Raw genomic sequence first — 19,909 nt, 5'->3', positions numbered from 1 at the left:
GACGAACTCGCGGCTTACGAAACCGACGTCCGCCAGGGTGCCATCGGCCGCGACCTGAAGAAGGTCCGCAACGTCAAGCCGCTCTGGTCAAAGTACGGTCTGATCGCCAGCCTGATGGGCGGGGGCGTGGACATGTGGCTGAACACGATCGGCCTGACCGCCTTTGGCACGTTGCGCCACGGCAAGTCGGACGCCGCCGCCACCGGCCTCGCCAAGGACTTCAAGCCGATCGACTACCCCAAGCCCGACGGGAAGCTGTCATTCGACCGGCTGACAAACGTCGCCTTTTCGTTCACCAACCATGACGAGGCGCAGCCCGCGCATCTGGTGCTGAAGGACCCCTCGGTCCCGATCTCGATCAACCTGCCGAAATACGCCGAACCCGCGCAGCGGTACTGCCCGGCGGGGGTCTACGAGGTGCTGGGCGAAGGTCAGGACGCCACTTTCCGGATCAACTTCCAGAACTGCGTCCACTGCAAGACCTGCGACATCAAGGACCCCAGCCAGAACATCGTCTGGACCACGCCGATGGGCGGCGGCGGGCCAAACTACCCCAACATGTGACGCGACTCACGAAAGCTTGTCCCAATCCCCGGGGCCCGGCCGCAAGGTCGGGCCCCGCTGCATTGCGCACGGCCTTGCGTCGGGCTACCGTCACTTGACCCAAGAGGAGAGGCCGATGCGCCAGATCATGTCCCGCACCCTGACCGCCCTTCTCCTCGCCGCCGCGATGGGCACACCGCTCAGGGCGGACGAAAAGATCGACAGCGGTGCCTACCTGGCCGCCCGCATCGCTGAATCCGAAAACGACTTCCGCGCCGCAGCAACCTGGTACGGCAAGGCGATCATCGCCGATTCCGCCAATCCCCAGCTCCTGGACGGCGCGATCCTGGCGGAGATCGGCATCGGTGACTTCGCCCTGGCGATCGAGGCTGCAAAGCTGCGCAAGGCGGTCGAGGGAGAGGCCAGCCAGCTTGCCGAAATGGCGCTGCTCGCCGATGAGGCCAAGCGCGAGGATTATGCCGCGATCCTGGCCGCCGCCGACACCGGACGCGATGTCGGTCAGCTGACCAACTTGCTGGTCACCGCCTGGGCCAAGGTCGGCGAAGGCAAGATGTCCGAGGCGGTAGAGGCCTTCGATGTCGTGACCAGGCAGAAGGGGTTCGAGGCCTTCGGTTACTACCACAAGGCGCTTGCACTTGCCTCGGTCGGTGACTTCGAAGGCGCAGACGAAATCCTGTCGGGCCGCGCGGCCGGTCCGATCTATGTGATGCGGCGTGGCGTCTTCGCCCATGCCCAGATCCTTAGCCAGCTGGAACGCAACTCCGAGGCTCTGGCGCTTCTGGACCGGACGTTCAGCAGTGACCCCGACCCGATTGTCGACGCCATCCGCAAGCGACTGGCGGCTGGCGAGCCCATTCCCTTCGACACCGTGACCACGGCCCGCGACGGGATCGCCGAGGTGTTCTTCTCGATCTCGACCGCCTTGAACGGCGAGGCGGACCCGGTCTACACGCTGCTTCATCTGCGCATCGCGGGTTATCTGCGCCCCGACCACTCCGACGCCCTGATTCTGACCGCAGACGTGCTGGAGGAGCTGGGCCAGCACCAGCTTGCCGCCGACGCCTATGCCGTCTTCCCGCCCACCGACCCCGCCTTCGTCACCGCCGAGATCGGTCGCGCCGGGGCGCTACGGTCGCTGGGCCGCTCTGATGCCGCGATCGAGGCGCTGCAGGCCCTCTCGCGCAGCAATGGCGACATCCGGCGTGTGCATTTTGCCCTGGGTGACCTTCTGCGCAGCGAGGACCGCTTCGACGAGGCCGAGGTCGCCTATACGGCGGCCATTGACCTCGCCAAGGCGGCCAAGGCCGAGGATTGGGTGCTCTATTTCTATCGCGGCATCTGCCACGAACAGTCCAAGGACTGGGCCCTCGCCGAAGCCGATTTCCGCAAGGCGCTGGAACTGAACCCGACCCAGCCCCAGGTTCTGAATTACCTTGGCTACGGCCTTGTCGACCGTGGCGAAAAGCTGGACGAGGCGTTGGGGATGATCCAGAAGGCCGTCGCCGGCGACCCCGAGCAGGGCTACATCATCGACAGCCTCGCCTGGGCCTATTTCAAGCTTGGCCGCTATACCGATGCGCTGGAACCAATGGAGAAAGCCTCGCTGCTGGAACCCGTCGATCCCATCGTCACCGACCACCTGGGCGATGTCTACTGGATGAACGACCGCAAGCTCGAAGCCCGTTTCCAGTGGCGCCGCGCCCTTTCCTTCGAGCCGACCGAGACGGACAAGGCCCGCATCCTGCGCAAGCTTGAGGTTGGGCTGGACACCGTCATGGCCGAGGAGGGCACCGCCCAGGCCCCGGTCGAGGCCCCGGTCAAGGCCCCGGTCAAGGCCGCCGAGAATGACAACTGAGGCAGTCGCCGAAACCGCGCCAGCCAAGGTCAATCTCAGTCTGCATGTGACCGGGCGGCGGCTGGACGGCTATCATCTTCTGGACAGCCTGGTGGTCTTTGCCGACGTGGCCGACCGCGTTTTCGCCAGCCCGGCGCATGGCCTTTCACTGGTCGTGGCCGGGCCGGAAGGGGCCGGGCTGCAGGCGGAACCCGACAACCTGGTCCTGCGCGCCGCGCGTCTGATGGGGGTCGAGGATGCAGCGCTGGTTCTGGACAAGCGCTTGCCGGTGGCCTCGGGCATCGGAGGCGGCTCGGCGGATGCGGCGGCGGCGCTGCGGGCGCTGGCGCGGCTGACCGGGCTGCCCCTGCCCTTGGCGGATGAGGTCCTGCAGCTTGGTGCCGACGTCCCGGTCTGCCTCTCGGGGCGTCCGGCGCGGATGACCGGGATCGGTGAACAGGTCAGACCCCTTCCGACCCTGCCGCCCCTGGCCGTTGTCCTGGTGAACCCGCGCCTGCCGGTCCCGACGCCCCAGGTCTTCGCCCGGCTGACCGCACGCGAGAACCCGCCGCTGCCGGACCTTCCGGCCTTTGCACTTGCCACCGCCGAAACCTTCGCCGGCTGGCTTGCCGCCCATAGCCGCAACGATCTTGTCGCTCCGGCCCGTGAGATCGCCCCGATCCTTGTCGACGTGCAGGCCGCGCTGGAGGCCACGCCCGGTTGCCTTCTTGCCCGGATGTCGGGCTCAGGCGGCACGCATTTCGCGCTGTACGCCAGTTCGGAGGCGGCGCTCAGCGCCTCCCGCACCCTGAGCGCCGCGCACCCCTTCTGGTGGATCGAAACCGGCCGGATCCTGGACTGACATCCCTCGCGGAAGGACGGGCGTAGGGTGGGCGATCCGCCCACCGTCCGTTCAGAAATAGCTCCGGACCAGCGCCCCCGAGATCAGCGCCCAGCCATCGGCCACGACGAAGAAGACCAGCTTGAACGGCAACGAGACGATGGCCGGGGGCACCATCATCATCCCCATTGACATCAGGATCGCCGCGACGACCAGGTCGATGATCAGGAAGGGCAGAAAGATCATGAACCCGATCTCGAAGGCCCGCTGGATCTCGGACAACAGGAACGAGGGCACCAGCAACGACAGCGGCGCATCCGTCGCCGTGATCGTCGCAGTCGACCGCAGGTCCTGCAGCGTCTGCAGCGTCTCGGGATCGACCCGCGCCGCCATGAAGACCCGGAACGGCGCAATCGCCGCCTGAAGCCCCGGCCCCACTTCGATCTGCCCGTTGGTCATCGGCTCGATCCCCTTGACCCAGGCCTCGGTGAAGACCGGGTCCATCACGTACCAGGTCAGGAACAGCGCCAGACTGATGATCAGCATGTTCGGCGGCGCCTGCTGCAGGCCCAGCGCCTGGCGCAGGATCGACAGCACCGTGACGATGAACGGAAAGCAGGTGACCATCACCGCCAGCCCCGGCACGATCGAGAGGACAGTGATCAGCAGCAAAAGCTGCACCGACCGCAGCGACAGCGACTGCCCCTCGCCACCAAAATCCAGCGTCATCTCTTGCGCAAGCGCCGGGCCGGCCAGCAGGACCAGCATCAGGGACAGGGAAAGACCAGTGGATAATCTCACAACCCGCCCCGCAGATTGGCGACCTCGGTCAGCCGGACGGCAAGCTGCCCGGCATTCTCGCCCTCCATCTCGGTCAGTTCCCCCCGCGCGATCAGGCGGTCGCCCACATAAAGCTCGACCGGATCATCGACCCGGCGGTCCAGCTGCAGGACCGCGTCCTTCGACAGCCGCAGGAGGTCGCGGACCAGAGGTCGTGCACGACCGACCGAAATCGTGACTTCGATCGGGACCTGGGAGAACGGGTTGGTATCGGCAATGTCTTCCATTTGGTATCCTCAGGTGTTGAGGTTGAAGAAAGCGCGGACAGCGATGGCGATGTCGGAGGTGACCTGGCCAAGGTCCACCTTGGTCTCGGTGGGCCCGAAGCGGATGTAGACCTGCCCGTCGGGCATCGTCGGCTCCTCCTCGATCACCATCGGAAGGCCGGTCGCCTGGGCCAGGAGGTCCTCGATCTGGCCGCGGACCGTCGGGTTCAGGACCAGGGTCACCGGCGCATCCGCCAGTTCCTCGGCCATCGGCATCACGGCCTCCAGCACCGTCGGCGCCAGGGATTCCCGCGCGACCTCGGGAAGAAGGCGGTTCACCATCTCAAGGATCAAGGGCCTGATCGACTGCAGGACATGGCTGCGGGCGTCCTGAAACGTGAACGAGAGGCTTTGCAGGTTCCGCGCCAGGTCGGCCCGAATGCGCCCCTGGTCCCCCTGTTGCGCGGCCACTGCATCATCCCAGCCGGCGGAATAGCCCTGCTCGAACGAGGCGACCTTGGCTTCCTCGACGGCAGTCGCCTCGACCAGGGGCTGCTCTGACCCGTCAGCCGCCGAGGCGGTATCGAAAACCTCAAGACGCAAGGCCGGCATCAGGCGTGCTCCTCTTCAGCTTCCATCCAGCCGCGCAGGATCTCGATCGACTCGGTCTGGCGCTGTTCGATCAGGCGGCGGAGGCGGGTCGCAGGGTCTTCCTCGGGCTCATCCCCCGCGCCGATGTCGCCTTGGCTGGTGGCGAAGGTGCCAAAGTCGAAGCCGTCATCCACTTCGCCGTTCAAGGCGATGGCCCCCGACCCCAGCGCCGACGGCAAGGCCAGCTGCGACTCGGGTGCCGGCAAGGCAGCCCGATTGGCCGAGGTCAGCACCGGCCGGATCACGAACAGGCCTAGGACCAGCGCCACCAAAGCAAGGACCGCGGTCTGGATCATCGACATCACGTCGATCTGGCCCATTGGCGGCAGGAAACTGGTCGTCGCCTCGGTCCCGGCGGGCAGCGGCACCTCCTGGAATTCAAGCGATTTCAGGGTCAGCACATCGCCGCGCGCCTCATCCAGCCCCACGGCCGAGGCCACAAGTTCGCGCAGCGTCGCCAGTTCTTCGTCAGGCCGCGGAGCCCAGGTCCGGGTGCCGTCTTCGGCCACTGTCGCCACGCCGTCGACCATCACGGCCACCGTCATCCTCCGCACCCCACCCGGGCTGCGCAGGATTTCGCGCTGGGTCTCCGAGACCTCGTAATTCACCCGCTCGCGCGTTTCAGAGTTCTGGCTCTGGCCCTGACCGCCCGCAGCCGCATCGCCTTCGGGCAGGTTCGAGGCCACCGTCACCTCGCCACCCGGCTCGGTGCTGGAACCGCTGCGCTCTTCCGTCTCGGAGGAGATCGCGACCCTGCCCTGGGGATCGAACTTGCGCTCGGTGATCGCTTCGCGTTCCGAGATAAGGTCGATGGAAACCTCGACAACCGCCTTGCCCGCGCCCACGCGGGCGGCCAGCAAACGCTCGACATTCCCCTTGATCGCCGCGGCACGGTCGGCCGCATCACCGGTCTGAAAGCCTTCGCTCTCCTGCCCGCCGATCAGGCCCGCGACCGTGTCGATGATCTGCACCGAATCCGGTACCATCCCTGCAACCGCGCTGGCCACCAGGTGCCGGATCGCGCGGGCCTGCGCCTCGCTGAGGCTGCCCGACACCGTCGTCAGCGTCACCGAGGCCGTGGCTTGCGATTCGGGCTGGAAGGCCCGGGTCGGGGCGCTGGCGATATGGACGCGCGCGGCCTTGACCTCAGGCAGGGCCAGAAGCGTCCGCGCGATCTCTCCCTCTTTCGCGCGCCAGTAGGCGGCGTCGAACATTTGCGACGTGGTGCCAAACCCCGACAGCGAATCGAGAAGCTCATAGCCGCCGCCACCCGCAGCCGGCAGACCCTCGGACGCGAGGGCCATGCGCAGGGCATCGCGCTGGCCGACATCGACCAGGATCGAGTCGCCCTGGATTTCGTAAGCCACGCCGCGCTGGTCCAGTGCGGCCACGACCTCACCTGCGGCCCCAGGCTCCAACCCTGCGTAAAGCAGGCCCATTTCCGGCTTTCCGGCCATCCGGCTAAGGGCAAGCACTGCCGCGAACATGGCAAGGGTCGCCCCCACGATGATGACGCGGCGGCGCAGGTCAAGCTTGGTCCAGATGTCGATCACGTTCTGCAAGGCGATTCTCCGGGTCCGGCGGTTCTGCCGTGCGCCAAGCTTTCGTCGGTCGGGCTTAACAATCGGTTAGTGACCTTTGGCTTATGGTCGCCTTGTCCCGAGAAACGGAGCGTGAACATGGCAATGGCGGAAGCCTCACTGGAAGAGCCCCCGAAGAAGCGGTCGAAGAAGCCGCTGCTGATCGGTCTGGTCCTGGCTCTGGTGCTGGGGGGCGGGGGGTTCTACGCCACGTTCTCCGGCCTGATTCTGGGCGGCGCCGAGGAACATGCCGAGGAAGAGCAGGTCCCCGGCCCGCTGACCGGCATCGCCTTCGTGCCGCTGGAAACCATCGTCATTTCCCTTGCCCCCGATTCGGGCAGCGAGCATCTGCGCTTCACCGCGCAGCTGGAGGTCGCAGACAGCGCTGCGGCGGATGTCACGACCCTGGCGCCGCGTATCCTTGACGTGGTGAACAGCTACCTGCGCGCCATTGATACGGCCTCGATCGAAGATCCGCATGCGATGGCGCGGCTGCGTGCGCAGATGCTGCGCCGGATCCAGGTCGTCACGGGCGAGGGCCGGGTGCGCGACCTTCTGATCACCGAATTCGTGCTGAACTAGGACGCAAGACATGGACCTGATCGCCGATATCCTTCTGATGGCAGGCTCTTTCGGAGCCGCGATCTACTGCTACGTGCTCTCGACCCGGCTGAAGAAATTCACCACGCTGGAAACCGGGATGGGCGGGGCGATTGCCGTGCTGTCCGCCCAGGTCGACGACATGACCGTCGCGCTGGAAAAGGCCCGCGGGGCCGCGAACGGCTCGGCCGAAAGCCTTGAGGCGCTGACCGCGCGGGGCGAGGCGGTGGCGCGGAAGCTGGAACTGCTGGTCGCCTCGTTGCACGACCTGCCCGACCCGAAGGCGCCGCCTGCGCGCCCCGTGGTCGAGGAGCCAACAGAGGAAGAACGTCGCCTTCGCTTCGTGCGCCGCCGCGCCCCCCGCGATGAGCTGGAGGCCGCAGAATGAGCCGCCGCCGTCGCGCCGGTCATGGCGCACTCTTCATCGTGGCCATGCTCTTTGCCTCTTCCGGCGCCCTGCGGCTCGGCTCGGGCATCGGTGCGGCGCTTGCCAAGTCCGAAGAGGAAGCCGCCACTGTCGAGACCCCCGCAACCTGCGAAATGCCCAGCGCCCTGTCCGAAGCCCTGACCCTGCGCGAAGAGCGGGTCGCCGCCCAGGAAGCGGCCTTGCAGGACCGGCTCGCCGCGCTTTCCCTTGCCGAAGCCGCAATCTCCAAGCGACTGGAGGAGATGAAGGCCGTCGAGGAAGAGCTGAAGGCCACACTGGCCGTGGCTGACGGGGCTGCCGAGCAGGATATCCAGAACCTGACGGCGGTCTACCAGGCCATGAAGCCCAAGGATGCGGCAGCGCTGTTCGAGACGATGTCGCCCGAATTCGCCGCCGGCTTCCTTGGCCGGATGCCACCCGAATCGGCGGCGGCGATCCTGTCGGGCATGTCATCCGAGGCGGCCTACGGCGTCAGCGTCATCGTCGCCGGTCGCAATGCGGGCGTACCGAAAGAGTGATGTCGGTCAGAGAGTCTTAACCCCCCGCCCCGATACTGCCCGGAACGCAACCCGACAGAGGACATTTCAACATGCTTGGCTTCGTCGGCATCGCCGTCATCCTCATCATGGTCTTCGGCGGCTATGTCCTTGCCGGCGGCAAGATGGGCATCATCCTCAAGGCCCTGCCGTTCGAGATGATCATGATCGGCGGGGCCGCAGTCGGGGCTTTCCTGATCTCGAACGACATGGCGGCGGTGAAGCACACGCTGAAAGACGTCGGCAAGGTCTTCAAGGGACCCCGGTGGAAGCCCGGCGATTACCGCGATCTGCTGTGCCTGCTCTTCGAACTGATCCGCCTTGCGCGCGCAAATCCTGTCGCGCTGGAGGAACATATCGAATCCCCCGACAACTCGTCGATCTTCGGCAAGTATCCCCGGATCCAGCACGACCATGAGGCGATGGATATCATCTGCGACACGATGCGCGCGGCGTCGATGAACTACGATGACCCCCATCAGGTCGAAGAGGTGCTGGACAAACGGATGGAAGCGACGCTGCACCACGCGATGCACTCCAGCCACGCGTTGCAGACGATGGCGGACGGGCTTCCCGCCCTGGGGATCGTCGCGGCCGTGCTGGGCGTGATCAAGACGATGGGCTCGATCGACCAGCCGCCGGAAGTTCTGGGCAAGATGATCGGCGGCGCTCTGGTCGGGACCTTTCTTGGCGTGTTCCTGGCCTACGGTCTGATGGGCCCCTTCGCCGCCCGGGTGAAGACCGTGGTCGAAGAGGACATCCACTTCTACCAGCTGATCCGCGAGGTGCTGGTCGCGAACCTTCATCGCCATCCGGCCAACATCTGCATCGAGGTCGGTCGTCAGAACACTCCGCACCATCTTCGCCCCGGCTTCAGCGACCTGGAAGAAGCGATGCGCAATCTCAAGCAGGATGCCGCATGATCCGGGCGCTGCTTCTGTTTCTGGCGCTTGGTGTCCAGGCGCAGGCCCAGACCGCACGGGTCCTGTCCGGCGAACATCCCGATTTCACGCGCCTGGTGATCGAGCTGCCCGCAGGAACGGAATGGTCGGTCGGTCGCACGCAGACCGGCTACGCCTTCGCCGCGCGGACGGGAACCCAGCCGGACTTCGATCTTGCGTCGGTCTGGCAGCGGATCCCGCGCACCAGGTTGGCGGATCTTGCGGTCGATCGGACCAGCGGGGCGCTGTCTCTGGTTCTGGGGTGCGACTGCCATGTCTTCCCGTTCGAATACGGGGCCGGGATTGTCGTGCTGGACATCAAGGAGGGCCCAGCCCCCGCAGGCTCGGCCTTCGAGACTGCATTTTCCTCGACCGTGACACCTCCGGGTCCGGATACCGCCGTCGCCCCGGATACCGCGCTGGCCTATGACTGGCTTGCCGACCGTGGCACCCCTCCTGTGGCGGACTTCGCCCTGCCGCTGCCGCTTGATACGGGAACCGTGTCGCTGGAACCCCTGCGAGACGAGCTTCTGGAGCAGATCGCCAAGGGGGCTGCGGATGGCGTGGTGGACATGGAGCTGCCCGGAAAGCCTGCAAAACAGCCCATGGTCGACCATGCCGAGTTGCCCTGGTCGCACATCAGGATCGGCGAAGAACCCGGCGTGACGGTGACCAACCCCGGAGCATTGATCGCCGAAGACGCAGTGCCCCCCTCTTGCGCGGACCCCACGCTTGTCGACCTGCCGACCTGGGGCGACGACCTTCTGCCGCACGATCTTCTGGTGGCAGCGCGCGCCGGCCTTTATGGCGAATTTGACGTGCCGGACGAAGCCTCTGTCCTGCGCTCGACGCGCCAGTTGCTGTATCTGGGCTTCGGGGTCGAGGCGCGCCAGCATCTCGCCATGCTGGGTGATGGGACTGCAAGCGACGTGGCACCGCTTTACCGATCGATGTCGCATCTGGTCGATGGAGAGACCGATCCTCCGTCCCCCTTCGCCGGAATGCTGGAGTGTGAAGGTCCCGCCGCGCTTTGGGCGGCACTTGCGCAGGATCGCCTTCCCGCCGGTCCCGGCGTGAACCGGGACGCCATTCTTCAGGCCTTCCTGGCGCTGCCCGCCCATCTGCGGCGGCATCTTGGGTCCGCCCTGGCCGAGAAATTCCTTGCAGTTGATGATACCGAAGCGGTCCGGATGATCCGTGACGCGATGGAGCGCTCGCCCAATGTCGACGCGGGGGCTCTGGCCTTGATCGATGCAAAGGCCAGCCTGCAGGAGGGAGATGCCGACGCCGCGCAAGCTCATGCCGAGACGGCCGTGGCGCTGGACGGCGACCGGGCCGAGAACCTTGTGGCTCTCGTCGAGACGCATTTCCGCAAGCTGCAGCCGATGGACCCAGAGGTCGCGGAAGCCTTGATGGCGATACGCCGCGAAACCGAAGACGGCGAGGTCGGCGCCGAGGTTGACCGCGCCATCGTGTTGGCGCTTGCGCTGTCGGACCAAGGCGAGGCTGCCTTCCAGGCCGATCCCGCACCATCCGTGCTGTCGGATCTTTGGCAGGTCATCGTGGCCCGCGCGGCTGACGACGATTTCCTGCGCCAGGCCGTGCTTCCGGCGGATGCGCCGCGGCCGGATGTTGCCTTGGACGTAAGGCGCGCAATGGGCGAGCGATTGCTCGCGCTGGGGTTCCCCGATGCGACGCTCGTCTGGCTTGGACCGGTCGCGGCGTCTGACCCGGTCGATCAGCGTGTGATGGCGGCAAAAGCCCAATTGAGCCGCCGTGATGCAGCAACTGCCCTGGCACTTCTGGAAGGGATCACTGACCCCGAAGCCGAGGCGCTCCGTGCCAACGCATTGCTTCTGCTGGGCGATCTGTCGGCCGCGCAGTCGGCACTCGCCAGGGCCGGCGACAGCGAGACCGCATCCCGCGTCGGCCTGTGGGATGGCAACTTGTCCGGCCTGCCACCCGAATCGGCAGAGGCGTGGCAGGCCACAGCCGATCTTGCCCAACCGCTGCCGGACGCGGAAGCTACCGGTCTTCTTGGCCGTGGCAGCCAGACGGTAGAGGCAAGTCTTGCCGCTCGCGATGCAATCGATGCGCTTCTGGCCGATGTGCCGCCACCCCTTGGCAACTGAGGCTGGTAACCAGCCGGAAAGATTCGGCCGCTAGTCTGATCGGCGACCCCGGCAGAACGCACGGGGTGGAGCGAGAAATGCCCCGCAGACGAATGACACTCAAGACCCCGCCGACCACGACCCTGGCCCTCCTGCTGTCCGCCACATTGGCCCAGGGGCGCGAGGACCCCTCGGATCTGTGCCTGCAAGCCGCGTCCGATGCAGCCGAACAGACCGGGGTGCCCTATTCCGTCCTGCGCGCGATTTCTCTGGTCGAGACCGGGCGGCAGGGACGACCCTGGCCCTGGACCGTGAATTTCGGGGGTGACGGCCGCTGGTTCGACAGTGCCGTGGAGGCCGAGGCAGAGGCGGCGGCCGCATTGGGACAGGGCGCCACCAATGTGGACCTGGGCTGCTTTCAGTTGAACTATCGCTGGCACGCCGAGGGGTTCGCTTCGGTGTCAGACATGCTCGACCCCGCGCAGAACGCGCTTTACGCCGCCGAATACCTTGCCGACCACTTTGCGCAGACCGGGGACTGGGCCCTTGCAGCGGCGGCCTACCACTCCGGAACGCCCGAGTTCGCCACCGCCTACCAAGCCAAGTTCGAGGCCGCTTACGCCCAACTGGAAGGTGGCGCCCCGCCGGTCGCTGACCCGGGTCCCGACCTTTCCGAACGCGAGAACCGGTTTCCGCTGCTGGTCGCGGGATCGACCGGGTCAGGCGGTTCGCTTGTTCCGGCCAGTCCCGGCGGCGTCCGGCTGATTGGGGCGCCGTAAGATGATCAAGGGGTTTTCCGCCGCAGTCTTCCGACCGACGATCCTGCTGGCCATCGGCCTGATGGCGGTGATCGTGATGATGATCCTGCCGGTGCCAGCCTGGATGCTGGACCTTGGACTGGCGCTTTCGTTCGCACTTGCGATCCTGATGCTGACAGTGACGCTCTTCATCGACCGCCCGCTGGATTTCTCGGCCTTTCCGACCATCCTGCTTGCGTCTCTCCTGCTGCGGCTTGCGCTGAACGTCTCGTCGACCAAGCTGATCATCGGACAGGGCCACACCGGAACGGATGCTGCAGGCCACGTGATCGAAGGGTTCGCCGAGTTCATCATGGGCGGCAGCCTGATCCTGGGCCTCGTGATCTTCATCGTTCTGCTGATCGTCAACTTCATCGTGATCACCAAAGGCGCAGGGCGGATGGCCGAGGTCGGCGCACGCTTTGCGCTGGACGGCATGCCGGGCCGCCAGCTTGCCATCGACGCCGACCTGTCCGCCGGGGCCATCGACCATGACGAGGCAAAGCGGCGGCGTGAACAAGAGCTGGCCGAGACGAACTTCTTTGGCTCGCTTGATGGCGTATCGAAATTCGTGAAGGGCGATGCCATCGCGGGACTGCTGATCACGATGCTGAACATCGTGGTCGGCCTTATCGTCGGCATCTTCGTCCACGGCCTGGACGCGGCCACGGCCTTCGAGACCTACACGATCCTGACGGTGGGTGACGGGTTGGTCAGTCAGATCCCGGCCGTTATCATCTCGGTCGCGGCGGCGCTTCTGCTGGCCAAGGGCAGCCAGAAGGGCGCGGCGGACATCTCGTTCTTCGCCCAGCTGGGTCGCTATCCCGGCGCGCTTGGCACCGTGGGCGCACTGATGGCGCTGTTTGCGCTGGTGCCCGGGATGCCGTTCTTTCCGTTCATGCTTGCAGCACTTGGCCTCGGGGCGATGGCCTTTTTACAGTCCCGCCGTGCGTCCCAGCCGAAAGACCTGCCCCCTGTGACCCTGGACGCGCCGAAACCGCGTTCGATCGGCGATGTGCTCGACTTCGACGACATCCACATCGAATTCTCGCCGAACCTGGTGTCGATGGTGCTGGACCCGGCAACCGGTCTCGACAGCCGGATCGCCAACATGCGCAACCACGTGGCGACCGCCTATGGCTTCATCCTGCCCGAGATCCGCCTGACCGACGAAATCGCCCTGTCTCCGGGGCAGTACCGCATCCGGCTGCAGGGGGTCGAGCGTGTCGCGGATCGGCTTTATCCCGACCGGGTTCTGGTCCTGCTGAACGATGGCGTTCCGGCGCCCGACGGTCTGGACGCGCGCGAGCCGGTCTATGGCGCCCCGGCCCGCTGGATCAATCCCGACCAGCAAGAGGATGCGGCCCTGTCCGGGCTCACGGTCGTGTCGCCGACCGAAGTTCTGGCGACGCATCTTCTGGAAGTGCTGAAATCGAACCTGGCACGGCTTCTGACCTTGCGCGGGCTGCGCCGCCTTCTCGACGAGTTCGTCAAGCTGTCTGACCCGATCCGGGCAGAAGCGAACCGGCGGCTGCTGGACGAGCTGATCCCGGACAAGGTGCCGATCGATCTTCTCCATGCCGTCCTGCGGCTGCTGCTGGATGAACGGGTCTCGATTCGCAATTTGCCGCTGATCCTGGAAGCGGTGGCCGAAGCGCGGCAGTTCGGCACGCCCGAGGCGATCTGCGAACACGTGCGCCAGCGCCTGGGCTTCCAGATCATCGCCGACCTGAAACGCCCCGATGGGTCGGTTCCCCTGATCCAGCTGGCACCGGACTGGGAAAGGACCTTCTCGACCTACCAGATCGACAGCGACCGCGGCCAACGCGATGTGGCCCTGCCGCCGGAAATCTTCGCCCGGCTGGCCAACGGGCTGACGGAACGGGCCAATCGCGCCGCCGAGACCGGGGTCTATCCGGCCCTTGTCACTTCGGTCGGGCGTCGGCGGTTCCTGCGGACGGTGGTCCATGCCAAGGGACTGCACATGCCCGTCCTGTCCTACGAAGAGATCGGGACCGATGCCCGCCCCGCCCTGATCGGCCAGGTGCCCGCGTGAACCAGATCATCGCCGACCTCTCGGGACTGCTGGGTCTGGCCGAAAGCCTGGCCTGGGCGACCGCGCTGGCCTTTGTCCGGATCGGTGCAATGGTCGCGCTGATGCCGGGCCTTGGCGATCCTGCCGTCCCGCAGCGCATCAAGCTTGCCTTTGTCGTCTGCATGACCCTGGTCGTCGCACCCCTTTTGGCCGAGCGGATCAGCGCCGCGAGTGTCCCGCCCTCGCTCCTGGCCCTTGGCGGAGAGGCCATCGCCGGACTCATCCTCGGCATCGGCATGCGGCTTTTCATTGCGTCTCTGCAGACGGCCGCCTCGATGATCGCCCAGGCGACCACCCTCTCGCAGCTCTTTTCCGGGGTCGCCCCCGAGCCGCAGCCCGCCATCGGCAACCTGCTGATCATCGCCGGAATCGCCCTGGCAATGGCGGCCGGATTGCATGTGCGGGCGGCGGAACTGGTCCTCGTCTCTTACGACATCCTCCCGGCAGGAGTGCACCATTCCGCCGCCGCTGCGGCTGACTGGGGTCTGGCACTGATCGGGCGCACCTTCAGCCTGGCCTTCTCGCTTGCGGCCCCCTTCGTCATCGCCTCGCTGATCTACAACCTGGCTCTGGGGGCCATCAACCGCGCCATGCCGACGCTGATGGTGTCGATGGTCGGCGCTCCGGCGCTGACCCTTGGCGGGCTTGCCCTTCTTGCGGTCGCCACACCGGTCCTGCTTGCGGTCTGGCTGGACGCCTTCATGTCCCACCTCGAACAGCCCTTCGCGGTCGTGCCATGAGCGGTCAGGAAGACGAAGAGGACAAGGAACACGAAGCCTCGCAACAGAAGCTTGACCGGGCCCGCGAGGACGGGGACATTCCAAAGTCGGTGGACCTGCAGACCGCTGTCGCGAGCGGGGGTTTCCTGCTGGCGCTTTTCAGCTTCGGAGCCTGGGCCGTCCAACGGTCGGGCAGCGCGGGGATGGTCCTGCTGGATCAGGCTGACCGGTTGTCATCGCTGGTGACGGCAGGCGGAAGCGGCCCGGTCGCCGGCATCCTGCTGGCCGTGGCCGGACCCCCGCTGGCCCTTCTGGTGCTGGCACCCGTGCTGGTCATGGCGCTTCTTGTCGCGACACGGGGCTTTGTCGTCGCACCCAGCAAGCTGGCGCCCAAGCTGTCGCGGATATCTCCCATCGCCACGGCCGGGCACAAGTTCGGCGTCGAGGGTCTGGTGGAGTTCGCGAAAAGTACGGTCAAGCTCTGCCTCGTCTCGCTGATCCTCTACTACTTCCTCGCCGCGCGGCTGGAGGAGATCCTGGCCAGCCTTTACCTTACCCCAGCGATGTCGGGGGCGCTGATGGCGCAGATGACCCTGCATTTCCTGGTGATCGTGTTTCTTATTCAGCTGGTTCTGGGTGGGGTCGATTTCATCTGGCAGAACCACCAGCATCGCCAGCGGCAGCGCATGTCGCGCAAGGAGATGATGGATGAATACAAGGAAAGCGAAGGTGATCCGCACCTGAAAGCCGCCCGGCGCCAGCGCGCGCAAGAGGTTGCGACGAACAGCATGCTCTCGGACGTGGCGACGGCAAACGTGGTGGTCGTGAACCCGACCCACTATGCCGTGGCGCTGAAATGGGACCGGTCCAAGGGCGGCGCTCCGATCTGCGTGGCCAAGGGCGTGGACGAGATCGCCCGGAAGATCCGGGAACGGGCCGCCGAGCACGGCGTGCCGATCCACAGCGACCCGCCGACCGCCCGCGCGATCCATGCCACCGTCGAGGTCGGCCAGGAAATCCGGGTCGAACAGTACCGGGCTGTCGCTGCGGCGATCCGCTTTGCCGAGACGATGCGCAAAAGGGCGCGGCGGAAATGACCAGACCCGCCGACCTGGCCCGTATGGCAGAACTGGCGCAGCTTGTGCTTGACCAGCGTCTCGGCCGGTTGCGCACCGCCGCCGCCAAGCTGGAGAGCAGCCGCCAGCAGATCTCGGCGCTGGATCTGTCCGCCACCCAGACGGATCTGGAGCCGGTCACGGCCGAGAAGGTGGCGCTGACCTACAACCGCTGGGCCGACCAGCGCCGGTCCGAGCTGAACCTGGTGATCGCCCGGCAAACGGTGGACTGGATAGAGGCCCGCAGCGAGGCTCAGACAGCCTTCGGCCGCGTCCAGGCCCTGCAAGGCCTGGCAACGCGGCTGAAGTCCGGTCGATAGCGCGTCAGCTGTCCTGACGTGCGATGTCGGTGATCAGGACATCGGTGATCATCGGCCCCAGCACCTGCGCGCCCGCCTCTTTCAGGCTGGTGCGCAGGACCACAAGGTTCGAGCCGTCAGTGAACGACCCCGAGAAGCCACCGGTGTTGGCGTGATCGAACATCACCTGCAGGAAGGAATCCCGCAGCTTCGGCTCGCGCAGATAGACCTTATCGGTGTTTCCCGGTTCGATCTCCAGCGACAGCGACAGGACCACCAGGGCGGCGACCCGTCCCTCTTCGACAACCGGGACCACGAACTGATTGTTCAGCTTGACATATTCCGGCGCCCCCTCCTTCGGCTCGCCGTCTTCGCCTTCCCCTGCCTCGGCATGTTCCGCGTCATCTGCGGCTTTCTCGGCGGCCGCGGTGGCTTGGTCCTGAGGCGGCGGCGCGGGGCGAAGGAACAGGCCCGCGCCCACGCCCCCGCCCAGGCCGACCAGTGCAAGAATGACGGGAATGAGCTTGCCCATGATCAGAACGGCATCACGATGTCTGCGACCTGCTGGCCATAGGTCGGCTGCTGCATGTCGGTGATCTGGCCGCGGCCGCCATAGGCAATCCGGGCGCCTGCGATCTTGTCATAGGTGATCTCGTTCTGGCGCGAGATGTCGGCGGGTCGGACATAGCCCGTGACGATCAGCTCGCGCATCTCGAAGTTGACCCGGACTTCCTGCTGGCCCTCGATCTTCAGGACGCCATTCGGCAGCTCTTCGATCACCGTTGCCGCGATGCGCAGGGTCAGCTTCTCCTTGCGCGCAACCGAGCCCTGGCCCTTGAAGGTCGTGGACGAGTTCATGTCAAAGGCGTCCCCCATGCTGGCGCCCTCGGGCAGGCTTTCGTTCAGCCGCTGCGGGATGCCAAGAAGGTCGGGGATGCCGCCGCTTTGCTCGCCACTGCGGCTGCGGCCGGTCGAGTTCGAGATCGAGGCGCTGTCATCGATCTCGATCACCACGGTCAGGATGTCCCCCCGTTGCGCCGCCCGCCGGTCGCCGAACAGCGACTGTGTGCCTCCGGTCCACAGCGACGATCCGTCCGACACCGTCGCGGGCGGCTGATCCTCGGGCAGAGACGAGGCATACATCGCATAGTGCTGGTCTGTCCCCTCCAGTCCCGAAAACTCGGGCGCGCGCCCGACCTGTTCCAGCTTGGCGCAGCCAGCCAGGGCCAGTGTCAAAATCATGCAGGACCGCATCATCATCTTATCCATTCCATCCGACATAGACTGCTCCATCCGGGCCGATCCGACCCGTGACCGTGTTCCGTGAGCCGAGGTTCATCACCCGGATCTGATCGCCGTCCGCCCCCCGTGCCAGGGCGCGGCCTTCGGTCGAAATCGCCAGCCCCCCGGACACGTAGACCAGCGTGACCAGCTGATTGCGCTCCACCAGGGTTGGTGGGCCCAGGTCTCCAAGCCGCACCGGCTTTCCGGCATAGATCGACACGCGCGCTTCCAGCCCCACGGCCAGCGCCGGATCCGTCAAAGCACCGGGAAGCTCGGCATTGACGAGGGTCAGATCCTCGGGCGCGATCAATGTCTTGGCGCGGATTGTCCGCGTCGCGACCAGACTTTCCGCCGAGACGGGGGCCGCAAGGGCGATCAGAAGCAGGACCCTCAGCATCAGCGCACCTGCGTCGTGGCGGCCAGCATCTGGTCGGCTGCCGTGATCACCTTGGCGTTCAGCTCGTAGCCGCGCTGCGCCTTGATCAGCTCTGTCACCTCGCGCACCGCGTCGACCGAGCTGCTTTCCAGATAGCCATGCCGCAGCGTCCCCAGACCCTCTTGCCCAGGCGTGCCCGAGAAGGCCGCGCCCGAGGCCGGGCTTTCCAGGAAAAGGTTGGACCCGATCGCCTCCAGCCCCTTTTCGTTCGGGAAGGACGAAATCGTCATCTGTCCGATCAGTTCGGGATCGACCCGGTCCGCGAAATCGGCCCAGACCTCCCCGGTGGGCGAGATCGTGAGGCCCCGCGCATCCGCCGGAACCGTGATCCCCGGCACCACGGGATAGCCGTCCGAGGTGACGATCAGCCCCTCGGCCGACCGTTTCAGCGCACCGTCACGGGTATAGCCGACCTGACCCGAGGGCATCTGCACCTCGATATAGCCGTTGCCGTCGATGGCGACGTCCAGGTCGCCCCCGGTGGCATCCAGCGTCCCCTGGCCGATCACCACCGACACCGCTGCGGGCCGCACGCCCAGCCCGATCTGCACGCCCGTCGGCAGCATTGATCCGTCCGCCGCGGTGACGCTGCCGGGGCGGGCCATCTGCTGATAGGTCAGGTCGGCAAAGTCGGCGCGGCGGGGGTTGTAGCCCGTCGTCGACATGTTCGCGAGGTTGTTCGACACAACATCGACCTTCATCTGCTGCGCCGACATCCCCGTTGCAGCGATCTGCAAAGCCTTCATCACGGCCTCCTATCGACCAAGCGCCTGGATCACGCCGCGGACACGTTCGTCCTCGGAATCCAGGAATTTCTGACCAAGTTCATAGGCGCGCTGCACCGTGATCATGCGCGCGATCTCGGAGACGGGTTCGACGTTGCTGTCCTCCAGCATCCCCTGCAGAACCGTCGCGCCCTCGGCCGGCTCGACCGCATCGGCCGAAAACATCGTGCCTGCCTGATGGCGCAACGAGAGCGGGTCGGCCGGTTGCCAAAGCCCGACTTGCGCGATGGGCTGACCGCCGGTCGACAAGGTCCCGTCCGAGGCCATCGCCACGCCCTTGGCGTCCGGTGGCACGAAGATCGGCGCGCCGCCCGCGTCCAGCAGACGGTAGCCGTCGGGCGTCACCAGCTCTCCTTCGGCGGATGGTGTGAAAGTGCCGGCGCGGGTCAGGCGCTGGCCCTGCGGCGTCTCGATCAGGAAGAACCCTTCGCCCTGGATCGCAAAGTCGAACTGCCCGCCGGTCTGGCTTAGCGTCGATTGCGACAGGTCGACATGGCGGCCGCTGGCATGCGCCATCGACAGGGACGGGTCATGGTCCAGCGCCGCGACATATTCCGAGAAGACCACCCCTTCGCGCCGGAACCCGGTGGTCGAGGCGTTGGCGATATTGTTCGCCACGACGCCCATCTCGCGCATAAGTCCCGACTGGCGGTTCAGCGTCGCATATCCGGCGGCGTCCATGTCTTAGCCCCCGGCAATCTGTGGAATGATGGTTTCGGTGAAGAACGTGACCAGGGTCGAGGTCATGAAGCTCATCGACAGCCAGAAGACCCCCAGCATCACGGCGGCTTTGGGGACGAAGGTCAGCGTCATCTCCTGCACCGAGGTCAGGGCCTGGAAAAGACCGATGACCACACCGACCACGAGGGCAATCGTCAGCAGAGGCGCCGAGATCACCACGCAGATCCACAGGGCCTGGCGGGTCAGGTCATAGATCATCGGCTCGGTCATACCGGCATCCTCAGGATTTCCTGGTAGGCCTCGACGACGCGGTCGCGGACCGTGGCTACCGTCTCGACCGCCATTTGCGAGGAGGCCAGCGCCTGCACCAGCGCATGCGGATCGGCACCGCCCGTCATGGCAGACCGGGCCGTCGCCTCGTGCTCCTGCAAGGCGCCCATGAAATTTCCGGCCAGTTTTGCGAAACCCTCTTCCGCCGCCCCGGCCTTTGGCTGAGGGGCGGCGGCGGTCCGGGCATTCGCATAAGCCTGGGAAACGAAAGAGGTCTTTACGTCCATTCTGGATATC

24 protein-coding genes are annotated in these 19,909 nt (G+C 66.0%); 13 read left to right on the top strand and 11 right to left on the bottom strand.

Annotated features, from left to right (window positions below):
- The 3 genes from U1E69_RS16305 to U1E69_RS16295 form a co-directional block, all read left to right on the top strand.
- On the top strand, positions 1-564 hold a 564-nt coding region (locus U1E69_RS16305; protein ID WP_322245470.1), incomplete at its 5' end, for a 4Fe-4S dicluster domain-containing protein.
- A gap of 115 nt (positions 565-679) precedes the next feature.
- Entirely contained in the window at positions 680-2,419 is a 1,740-nt protein-coding gene (locus U1E69_RS16300; RefSeq protein ID WP_322245468.1) for a tetratricopeptide repeat protein, read from the top strand.
- Positions 2,409-3,260, top strand: a complete 852-nt coding sequence (locus tag U1E69_RS16295; RefSeq protein ID WP_322245467.1) for a 4-(cytidine 5'-diphospho)-2-C-methyl-D-erythritol kinase — start codon at positions 2,409-2,411, stop codon at positions 3,258-3,260. The genes U1E69_RS16300 and U1E69_RS16295 overlap by 11 nt, the downstream gene beginning before the upstream one ends.
- Before the next feature lie 51 nt (positions 3,261-3,311).
- Here U1E69_RS16295 and fliP read toward each other — a convergent pair whose 3' ends face one another.
- From fliP to fliF, 4 genes are read right to left on the bottom strand one after another with little or no spacing between them, the layout of a single operon-like run.
- Positions 3,312-4,007 carry a flagellar type III secretion system pore protein FliP gene (gene fliP / locus U1E69_RS16290; RefSeq protein WP_322245465.1) on the bottom strand — a complete coding sequence of 232 codons (696 nt, stop codon included), beginning with the start codon at positions 4,005-4,007 and terminating at the stop codon, positions 3,312-3,314.
- Between the two features lie 29 nt (positions 4,008-4,036).
- Positions 4,037-4,306: a FliM/FliN family flagellar motor switch protein gene (locus U1E69_RS16285; protein WP_322245463.1), complete on the bottom strand. Its 270-nt coding sequence runs from the start codon at positions 4,304-4,306 to the stop codon at positions 4,037-4,039.
- A 9-nt stretch (positions 4,307-4,315) separates the two neighbouring features.
- A complete protein-coding gene (locus tag U1E69_RS16280; protein WP_322245462.1) occupies positions 4,316-4,897 on the bottom strand; it encodes a flagellar biosynthesis protein in 582 nt (193 codons plus the stop codon).
- Positions 4,897-6,498 (bottom strand): flagellar basal-body MS-ring/collar protein FliF, encoded by a 1,602-nt coding sequence (gene fliF / locus U1E69_RS16275; protein WP_322245460.1) that lies wholly within the window; start codon positions 6,496-6,498, stop codon positions 4,897-4,899. The genes U1E69_RS16280 and fliF overlap by 1 nt, the downstream gene beginning before the upstream one ends.
- 117 nt (positions 6,499-6,615) lie before the next feature.
- Between fliF and U1E69_RS16270 the strand changes: the two genes are divergently transcribed.
- From U1E69_RS16270 to U1E69_RS16225, 10 genes are all read left to right on the top strand, one after another.
- Positions 6,616-7,098 (top strand): flagellar basal body-associated FliL family protein, encoded by a 483-nt coding sequence (locus tag U1E69_RS16270; RefSeq protein ID WP_322245458.1) that lies wholly within the window; start codon positions 6,616-6,618, stop codon positions 7,096-7,098.
- Between the two features lie 10 nt (positions 7,099-7,108).
- Positions 7,109-7,504 (top strand): hypothetical protein, encoded by a 396-nt coding sequence (locus U1E69_RS16265; protein WP_322245457.1) that lies wholly within the window; start codon positions 7,109-7,111, stop codon positions 7,502-7,504.
- Entirely contained in the window at positions 7,501-8,061 is a 561-nt protein-coding gene (locus tag U1E69_RS16260) for a MotE family protein (RefSeq protein ID WP_322245456.1), read from the top strand. The genes U1E69_RS16265 and U1E69_RS16260 overlap by 4 nt, the downstream gene beginning before the upstream one ends.
- Before the next feature lie 71 nt (positions 8,062-8,132).
- Positions 8,133-9,002: a flagellar motor stator protein MotA gene (gene motA / locus U1E69_RS16255; protein ID WP_322245455.1), complete on the top strand. Its 870-nt coding sequence runs from the start codon at positions 8,133-8,135 to the stop codon at positions 9,000-9,002.
- Positions 8,999-11,152: a hypothetical protein gene (locus U1E69_RS16250; RefSeq protein WP_322245454.1), complete on the top strand. Its 2,154-nt coding sequence runs from the start codon at positions 8,999-9,001 to the stop codon at positions 11,150-11,152. Before motA ends, U1E69_RS16250 begins: the two co-directional genes overlap by 4 nt.
- A 92-nt stretch (positions 11,153-11,244) precedes the next feature.
- Positions 11,245-11,910, top strand: coding sequence for a lytic transglycosylase domain-containing protein (locus U1E69_RS16245; protein WP_322245453.1), 666 nt, complete (start codon positions 11,245-11,247; stop codon positions 11,908-11,910).
- Position 11,911: 1 nt separating this feature from the next.
- On the top strand, positions 11,912-13,984 hold the full coding sequence (gene flhA / locus U1E69_RS16240; protein WP_322245452.1) for a flagellar biosynthesis protein FlhA: 2,073 nt from the start codon (positions 11,912-11,914) through the stop codon (positions 13,982-13,984).
- Positions 13,981-14,763, top strand: a complete 783-nt coding sequence (locus U1E69_RS16235) for a flagellar biosynthetic protein FliR (protein ID WP_322245451.1) — start codon at positions 13,981-13,983, stop codon at positions 14,761-14,763. Before flhA ends, U1E69_RS16235 begins: the two co-directional genes overlap by 4 nt.
- A complete protein-coding gene (locus tag U1E69_RS16230; RefSeq protein ID WP_322245450.1) occupies positions 14,760-15,839 on the top strand; it encodes a flagellar type III secretion system protein FlhB in 1,080 nt (359 codons plus the stop codon). Before U1E69_RS16235 ends, U1E69_RS16230 begins: the two co-directional genes overlap by 4 nt.
- On the top strand, positions 15,836-16,177 hold the full coding sequence (locus U1E69_RS16225) for a hypothetical protein (protein WP_322245449.1): 342 nt from the start codon (positions 15,836-15,838) through the stop codon (positions 16,175-16,177). Before U1E69_RS16230 ends, U1E69_RS16225 begins: the two co-directional genes overlap by 4 nt.
- A gap of 4 nt (positions 16,178-16,181) precedes the next feature.
- On the opposite strand, the gene U1E69_RS16220 is transcribed toward U1E69_RS16225, so the two are convergent.
- The 7 genes from U1E69_RS16220 to fliE are packed head-to-tail and all read right to left on the bottom strand — an operon-like array spanning position 16,182 to position 19,899.
- A complete protein-coding gene (locus U1E69_RS16220; protein ID WP_322245472.1) occupies positions 16,182-16,691 on the bottom strand; it encodes a flagellar basal body-associated FliL family protein in 510 nt (169 codons plus the stop codon).
- Positions 16,691-17,410: a flagellar basal body L-ring protein FlgH gene (flgH, locus tag U1E69_RS16215; protein WP_322245471.1), complete on the bottom strand. Its 720-nt coding sequence runs from the start codon at positions 17,408-17,410 to the stop codon at positions 16,691-16,693. The genes U1E69_RS16220 and flgH overlap by 1 nt, the downstream gene beginning before the upstream one ends.
- Positions 17,411-17,417: 7 nt before the next feature.
- A complete protein-coding gene (gene flgA / locus U1E69_RS16210; protein WP_322245448.1) occupies positions 17,418-17,837 on the bottom strand; it encodes a flagellar basal body P-ring formation chaperone FlgA in 420 nt (139 codons plus the stop codon).
- Positions 17,837-18,622: a flagellar basal-body rod protein FlgG gene (gene flgG / locus U1E69_RS16205; protein WP_322245447.1), complete on the bottom strand. Its 786-nt coding sequence runs from the start codon at positions 18,620-18,622 to the stop codon at positions 17,837-17,839. Before flgG ends, flgA begins: the two co-directional genes overlap by 1 nt.
- A gap of 9 nt (positions 18,623-18,631) precedes the next feature.
- Entirely contained in the window at positions 18,632-19,342 is a 711-nt protein-coding gene (locus U1E69_RS16200; RefSeq protein ID WP_322245445.1) for a flagellar hook-basal body complex protein, read from the bottom strand.
- Between the two features lie 3 nt (positions 19,343-19,345).
- Entirely contained in the window at positions 19,346-19,612 is a 267-nt protein-coding gene (locus U1E69_RS16195; RefSeq protein ID WP_322245443.1) for a flagellar biosynthetic protein FliQ, read from the bottom strand.
- On the bottom strand, positions 19,609-19,899 hold the full coding sequence (fliE, locus tag U1E69_RS16190) for a flagellar hook-basal body complex protein FliE (RefSeq protein WP_322245442.1): 291 nt from the start codon (positions 19,897-19,899) through the stop codon (positions 19,609-19,611). Before fliE ends, U1E69_RS16195 begins: the two co-directional genes overlap by 4 nt.
- Positions 19,900-19,909 lie beyond the last annotated feature (10 nt).

Source organism: Tabrizicola sp., assembly GCF_034366665.1.
GTDB lineage: Bacteria > Pseudomonadota > Alphaproteobacteria > Rhodobacterales > Rhodobacteraceae > Tabrizicola.
This window is presented reverse-complemented; position numbering and strand designations above follow the sequence as displayed.

Excerpts from the sequence above, each read along its gene's own strand:
- U1E69_RS16300 (WP_322245468.1), top strand. The coding sequence starts at position 680 with ATGCGCCAGATCATGTCCCGCACCCTGACCGCCCTTCTCCTCGCCGCC.
- U1E69_RS16295 (WP_322245467.1), top strand. The coding sequence starts at position 2,409 with ATGACAACTGAGGCAGTCGCCGAAACCGCGCCAGCCAAGGTCAATCTC.
- fliP (WP_322245465.1), bottom strand. The coding sequence starts at position 4,007 with ATGCTGGTCCTGCTGGCCGGCCCGGCGCTTGCGCAAGAGATGACGCTG.
- U1E69_RS16285 (WP_322245463.1), bottom strand. The coding sequence starts at position 4,306 with ATGGAAGACATTGCCGATACCAACCCGTTCTCCCAGGTCCCGATCGAA.
- U1E69_RS16280 (WP_322245462.1), bottom strand. The coding sequence starts at position 4,897 with ATGCCGGCCTTGCGTCTTGAGGTTTTCGATACCGCCTCGGCGGCTGAC.
- U1E69_RS16270 (WP_322245458.1), top strand. The coding sequence starts at position 6,616 with ATGGCAATGGCGGAAGCCTCACTGGAAGAGCCCCCGAAGAAGCGGTCG.
- U1E69_RS16265 (WP_322245457.1), top strand. The coding sequence starts at position 7,109 with ATGGACCTGATCGCCGATATCCTTCTGATGGCAGGCTCTTTCGGAGCC.
- U1E69_RS16260 (WP_322245456.1), top strand. The coding sequence starts at position 7,501 with ATGAGCCGCCGCCGTCGCGCCGGTCATGGCGCACTCTTCATCGTGGCC.
- motA (WP_322245455.1), top strand. The coding sequence starts at position 8,133 with ATGCTTGGCTTCGTCGGCATCGCCGTCATCCTCATCATGGTCTTCGGC.
- U1E69_RS16250 (WP_322245454.1), top strand. The coding sequence starts at position 8,999 with ATGATCCGGGCGCTGCTTCTGTTTCTGGCGCTTGGTGTCCAGGCGCAG.
- U1E69_RS16245 (WP_322245453.1), top strand. The coding sequence starts at position 11,245 with ATGACACTCAAGACCCCGCCGACCACGACCCTGGCCCTCCTGCTGTCC.
- flhA (WP_322245452.1), top strand. The coding sequence starts at position 11,912 with ATGATCAAGGGGTTTTCCGCCGCAGTCTTCCGACCGACGATCCTGCTG.
- U1E69_RS16230 (WP_322245450.1), top strand. The coding sequence starts at position 14,760 with ATGAGCGGTCAGGAAGACGAAGAGGACAAGGAACACGAAGCCTCGCAA.
- U1E69_RS16225 (WP_322245449.1), top strand. The coding sequence starts at position 15,836 with ATGACCAGACCCGCCGACCTGGCCCGTATGGCAGAACTGGCGCAGCTT.
- flgH (WP_322245471.1), bottom strand. The coding sequence starts at position 17,410 with ATGCGGTCCTGCATGATTTTGACACTGGCCCTGGCTGGCTGCGCCAAG.
- flgA (WP_322245448.1), bottom strand. The coding sequence starts at position 17,837 with ATGCTGAGGGTCCTGCTTCTGATCGCCCTTGCGGCCCCCGTCTCGGCG.
- flgG (WP_322245447.1), bottom strand. The coding sequence starts at position 18,622 with ATGAAGGCTTTGCAGATCGCTGCAACGGGGATGTCGGCGCAGCAGATG.
- U1E69_RS16200 (WP_322245445.1), bottom strand. The coding sequence starts at position 19,342 with ATGGACGCCGCCGGATATGCGACGCTGAACCGCCAGTCGGGACTTATG.
- U1E69_RS16195 (WP_322245443.1), bottom strand. The coding sequence starts at position 19,612 with ATGACCGAGCCGATGATCTATGACCTGACCCGCCAGGCCCTGTGGATC.
- fliE (WP_322245442.1), bottom strand. The coding sequence starts at position 19,899 with ATGGACGTAAAGACCTCTTTCGTTTCCCAGGCTTATGCGAATGCCCGG.